Genomic DNA, 5,656 nt, shown 5'->3' on the forward strand with positions numbered 1-5,656 from the left:
TTTAATAAGTAATAAATAACTACTAATTACTCATATTAAAATGAGTGTTAAATCATAATAAATCAAATATTTACTCGTTTTAGGCTTTGATAGATACAAGTTTAATGCTAACGGGTGAATAGCATTTATGTATTAAGGACGACTTATGTCTGCAAAGCAAATTGTAAGAAATTCAGCATGTCTTAATACCAAAAGTATTGGTCCCAAACCTAAAATGCTTCCCGTTTATAAAGACTACCTGCCACCTTGTAATCAACACTGCCCTACAGGTAATGATATTCAAGGCTTTCTCGCATTAGTGCGTGATTTAGAATTCAAAAAAGCATGGCAAAAGTTAGTAATAAATCAACCTATGCCTGCGATACATGGTCGTGTTTGTTATCACCCATGTGAAATTAGCTGTAACCGCGCACATACGGACTCTCCGGTTTCGATTCAACAAGTTGAACGTATGCTAGGTGATTTAGCCATTGATCAAAAATGGGCTTATCCAACAGTTAATGAAGAAACCAATCGTAAAATTTTGATCATCGGTGCAGGTCCTGCAGGTTTAGCCGCTGCCTATCATCTTCGTTTAGCGGGTCACCAAGTCGAAATCCGTGATGCTAACCCCCATGCAGGCGGCATGATGAATTACGGGATACCAGCTTATCGTCTACCTCGTAATATCTTGCAGCAAGAAGTTGAAAAAATTACCGATATGGGCGTAAAGCTTACGCTTAATCATAAAGTTACCGATATTGTTGCAGAAAAAGAGCAAGGTGAATTTGATGCCGTCTTCCTTGCTATTGGCGCACAAATTGGTCGTCATTTAAAAATTCCAATGGAAGATTGTGGTCCCATTATGGAAGCCACTGAATATTTGAACCTAGTCGGTAATGATCAAGGTCCTAAGCTTGGTAAACGTATTGCGGTACTGGGTGGTGGTAATACTGCAATGGATACCGCGCGTGTCGCTAAACGTTTAGGCGCTGAGGAAGTCATGGTGATCTTCTTTTCTGATCGCAACCACATGACAGCCCATGAATTTGAAGCAGATGAAGCTGAAGCTGAAGGTGTGAAAATTCACTGGATGCGAAATCTTACCTCGATTCATGGCACTGAATTTACTATGGAAGTTATGGCGTTAGATGAAAATGGTGACGCAAAACCCACTGGTGAAATTGAGACTCTTCAAGCTGATGCCATGGTTTTTGCTATCGGGCAAGACATTGAAAGCCAACTTCTTTCAGGCGTTGAGAATGTCGAATTAACACCTGATGGCTGCATCAAAGTTAACGATCACATGATGACCGGTTATGAAGGTATTTTCGCCGGCGGTGACATGATCTCTTCATCTCGTTCAGTCACTACCTCCACAGGACACGGTAAAAAAGCAGCACGTAATATTGATGCATGGCTACGTGGTGGTGTTTACCTCAGTGAAGAAAAACACCAAGTTGTTACTCACGATATGCTGCAACTTTGGTACGAAATTGATTCCAACCGTAATCCCATTAACGAAGTCGCTGTTGCTGAGCGTGTTAAAGACTTTACCGAGGTAGTACAAGGGCTAACCATGGACCAAGCCGTCTATGAAGCGACACGTTGTTACAGCTGTGGTAACTGTTTTGAATGTGATGGCTGCTACGGCGCATGCCCTGAGCAAGGTGCCATTATCAAGCTTGGTAAAGGTAACCGCTACAAATTTGACTACGAGAAATGTACAGGTTGCCAAGCCTGCGTAAACCAATGTCCTTGCCATGCTATTGCAATGTCACCTGTATCTGACATTCCTTTCACACTAAAAAAATAATAAGGGGAACTTCTATGACTCATCAATATAAAACAATGGATGGCTGTAGCGCAGTTTCTCATATTGCTTATCGTGTAAACGAAGTCGCTGCGATTTACCCAATAACCCCCTCTTCACCAATGGCAGAATTAGCTGATCAATTTGCCGCAGAAAAACAACGTAATATTTGGGGCGATGTTCCAAACATTATCGAAATGCAGTCTGAAGCAGGTGCCGCAGGTGCTACCCATGGCTCGCTCCAAACTGGCGCATTAACAACAACATTTACCGCTTCTCAAGGTTTATTGTTAATGATCCCCAACATGTACAAAATCGCTGGTGAATTAACATCAACGGTGTTTCATGTTGCAGCTCGTTCATTAGCCACAGGGGCGCTATCTATCTTTGGCGATCACCAAGATGTGATGGCTTGTAACCAAACAGGCTTTGCGATGTTAGCATCCAGTTCGGTACAACAAGCCCATGATAACGCCCTTATTGCTCAAGTAGCGACACTGGCTTCACGTGTACCTTTTATTCATTTCTTTGATGGTTTTAGAACTTCTCATGAAGTGAATAAAATTGATGTCATGAGTGATGACATCATCCGTGAAATGATCAATAACGACGATGTGATTGCTCACCGTAAAAGAGGGTTAGCGCCTGAACGTGCTTTTATTCGTGGTACTGCGCAAAACCCAGATATTTACTTCCAAGGTCGTGAAGCAGTTAACCCGTACTACCAAGCTGTACCGAACATTGTTAATGATGCAATGGTTAAATTTGCCCAGTTAACAGGTCGTCAATATCAGCCATTTAGTTACTATGGTGATCCTGAAGCAACGTCCGTTATGGTGATTATGGGTTCAGGTGCACAAACCGCACGTTTAACCGTTGATGAGCTTAATAAAAATGGAAAAAGTGTCGGTTTAATCGAAGTTCATTTATACCGTCCATTTGCTGTTGATTACTTCACTAACGTCTTACCTGAAAGTTGTCATCACTTAATCGTCATGGATCGTTGTAAAACACCGGGAGCAGTTGCAGAACCTTTATACACCGACGTCATGAGTGCTTTAGTAGAACAGTGCTCTGTTGGTAAACGTATTTGCTTGCCTAAAATGACAGGTGGTCGTTACGGTTTATCATCTAAACAGTTTACCCCTGCAATGGTGAAAGCGGCGTTTGATAACGCTATCACCGAGAAACCCATTAGCCAATTTACGGTGGGGATTAATGATGATGTGAGCTTCACCAGCTTAGCCATCGATAATAATTACACCTTAGAGCCAGATAACACGGTTCGTGCGGTAATTTACGGTTGGGGCTCGGATGGTAGTGTCGGTGCAAGTAAAAGCACAATTAAAATCATCGGTGCAAAAGACAATAAATTCGTTCAAGGTTATTACGACTACGATTCTAAAAAAGCAGGTTCTCGTACTGTCTCCCACCTTCGTTTCGGTGATGCACCTATTGAAGCACCTTGGATGATTGAACAAGCTTCATTCGTAGGGATTAACCAGTTCAACTTCTTAACTAAATTTGATTGTCTTGTTAATGCAGAAAAAGGGGCAACCGTATTACTCAACTCCCCTTATGATGCCGAGCATGTATGGGAGCACCTACCACTAACCGTGCAACAACAAATCATCGATAAAGAGTTATCGCTATATGTGCTTGATGCAATGAAAGTGGCGGCAGAGACTAATATGGGTCGTCGTATTAACACTATCATGCAAACAGGTTTCTTCATGTTAGCGAACGTGTTCGAACAACAAGAAGCCATTGAGCAAATCAAACACTCCATTGAAGTAGCGTATTCTCGAAAAGGTCAAGCCGTTGTAGAAATGAACTGGAATGCGGTCGATCACGCCGTTTCAGCAACCCAGAAAGTAACCATTCCAGCAACAGCTACATCTAATGTTGAGGTGAAATCAACCATTGGTGATGATCAACCGCAGTTCTTACAGAAAGTCACCAAAGAAGTGATGGCAATGCGTGGGGATTTGATCCCTGTATCTGAAATTCCATGTGATGGCACCTTCCCTTCTGGGACTACACGTTTTGATAAACACCGCCAAGCCGTAAACGTACCAAGCTGGGATCCTGAGCTTTGTATTCAATGTGGTAACTGTTCGTTTATTTGTCCACACGCCACTATTCGTTCAAAAATCTACAATAAAGATGAATTGGCAGCAGCACCAGAAAACTTCAAATACACAGATGTCAGCGCGCGAGGTTTCCCAGATACCGCTTATACCATTCAAGTGTATGCTGAAGATTGTATGGGTTGTACCTTATGTGTCGATGCTTGTCCTGCTCACAGTGCAACAGATTCAAACCGTAAGGCATTGCAAATGGTACCAGCGGCAGAACAATGGGATGAGCAAGCGCCGAATGTTGAGTTCTTTGAATCACTACCTCAGCTACCGATTAATCAAGTGGATTATTCAACCGTTAAGGGCGTGCAATTCTTGCCACCACACTTCCAATTCCCAGCCTCTTGCGCAGGTTGTGGGGAAACTGCTGTTCTAAAAGTGATTAGTCAGCTATTTGGTGAACGTTTAATGATTGCCAATGCCACTGGTTGTTCTTCAATCTACGGCGGTAACATGCCAACGACACCATGGACACAAGGTAAAAACGGTTATGGTCCGGCATGGTCTAACTCATTGTTTGAGGATAATGCGGAATTTGGTTTAGGTTATCGTATTTCCGTTGACCATCAAAAAGACATGGCTTCACGCTTAATCAAAGAATTAGAGCCTGAAATAGGTCATGAGTTAGTACAAGCTGTATTAACAGCCGAGCAATCAACAGAACAAGCTTGTTTAGAGCAACGTGAACGTGTTGAAGCTATTCGTGAAAAACTGATTGGTCATCCAAAATCAGCCGAATTAGATTCAGTGATTGATACTCTAGTTGAACGTTCAATCTGGATCGTTGGTGGTGACGGCTGGGCATACGATATTGGTAGCGGTGGTCTTGACCATGCTTTAGGTTCATCTCGTAATATCAATGTATTAGTAATGGATACCGAGGTGTACTCAAATACAGGTGGTCAAGCATCGAAAGCAACACCACTTGCTGCAACCGCAAAATTCGCTGCTGGTGGTAAACCAACCTTCCGTAAAGAACTTGGTTTACAAGCAATCTCATACGGTAATGTCTACGTGGCGCAAATTTGCTTAAATGCAAACCCACAGCAAGCATTGCAAGCATTACGAGAAGCTGAAGCTTATGACGGTCCATCATTGATCTTGTCATACAGTCCTTGTATTGCTCATGGTTTTGATATGACACAAGCGCGTCAACAAGCGAAAAAAGCGGTGTACTCTGGTCACTGGCCTCTTTACCGTTACAACCCAATGCTTAAAGAGCAAGGTGAGAATCCATTTACTTTAGATTCACTTCGTCCAACCATAAGCAAAGCTGAATTTATGCAACAAGAAAGTCGTTTTAACCAATTGTTCAAAACTAATCCTGAACATGCTGTTGAACTATTTGACCGCGCTCAAGCCGTAGCATTGAAAAAATGGTCTGTGTTTGAAGAAATGGCAGAAACTGATGCCGCTTGGTTTGAGCCTGAATTAAGCTCTGTAGTGCCAGCCAAAAACAACTAAACACTTAAGCTAAAATGAAAAGTAAGCCCCAAGCGGTTATTCAACACTTGGGGCTACTTTTATAAAACGAATTAGACAAGCATCGTTAAAACATCCGAATGCTTAACACTCTGATGTCTCTACTTTGACTTCACTAATATCTGGTGCACCGACAAACTGCTTTGCTGCAATATACTCAACATAACATTTTCTAAAATTCAGATTTTTTTTAGTCGGCTGTTGTCCACGAAAGAAAATATGAAAACCACTGTAGTTATTT

At 42.1% G+C, this 5,656-nt stretch carries 2 protein-coding genes; both read left to right on the top strand.

The window, feature by feature from the left end; translation table 11 throughout:
- Nucleotides 1-145: 145 nt before the first annotated feature.
- Nucleotides 146-1,795 (top strand): NAD(P)-binding protein, encoded by a 1,650-nt coding sequence (locus E5A76_RS14025; protein ID WP_107166620.1) that lies wholly within the window; start codon nucleotides 146-148, stop codon nucleotides 1,793-1,795.
- Nucleotides 1,796-1,809: 14 nt separating this feature from the next.
- Nucleotides 1,810-5,397 (top strand): pyruvate:ferredoxin (flavodoxin) oxidoreductase, encoded by a 3,588-nt coding sequence (nifJ, locus tag E5A76_RS14030; protein ID WP_161119298.1) that lies wholly within the window; start codon nucleotides 1,810-1,812, stop codon nucleotides 5,395-5,397.
- Nucleotides 5,398-5,656: the final 259 nt, after the last annotated feature.

Origin of the sequence: Photobacterium lucens (assembly GCF_009873615.1) — a bacterium.
GTDB lineage: Bacteria > Pseudomonadota > Gammaproteobacteria > Enterobacterales > Vibrionaceae > Photobacterium > Photobacterium lucens.

Excerpts from the sequence above, each read along its gene's own strand:
- E5A76_RS14025 (WP_107166620.1), top strand. The coding sequence starts at position 146 with ATGTCTGCAAAGCAAATTGTAAGAAATTCAGCATGTCTTAATACCAAA.
- nifJ (WP_161119298.1), top strand. The coding sequence starts at position 1,810 with ATGACTCATCAATATAAAACAATGGATGGCTGTAGCGCAGTTTCTCAT.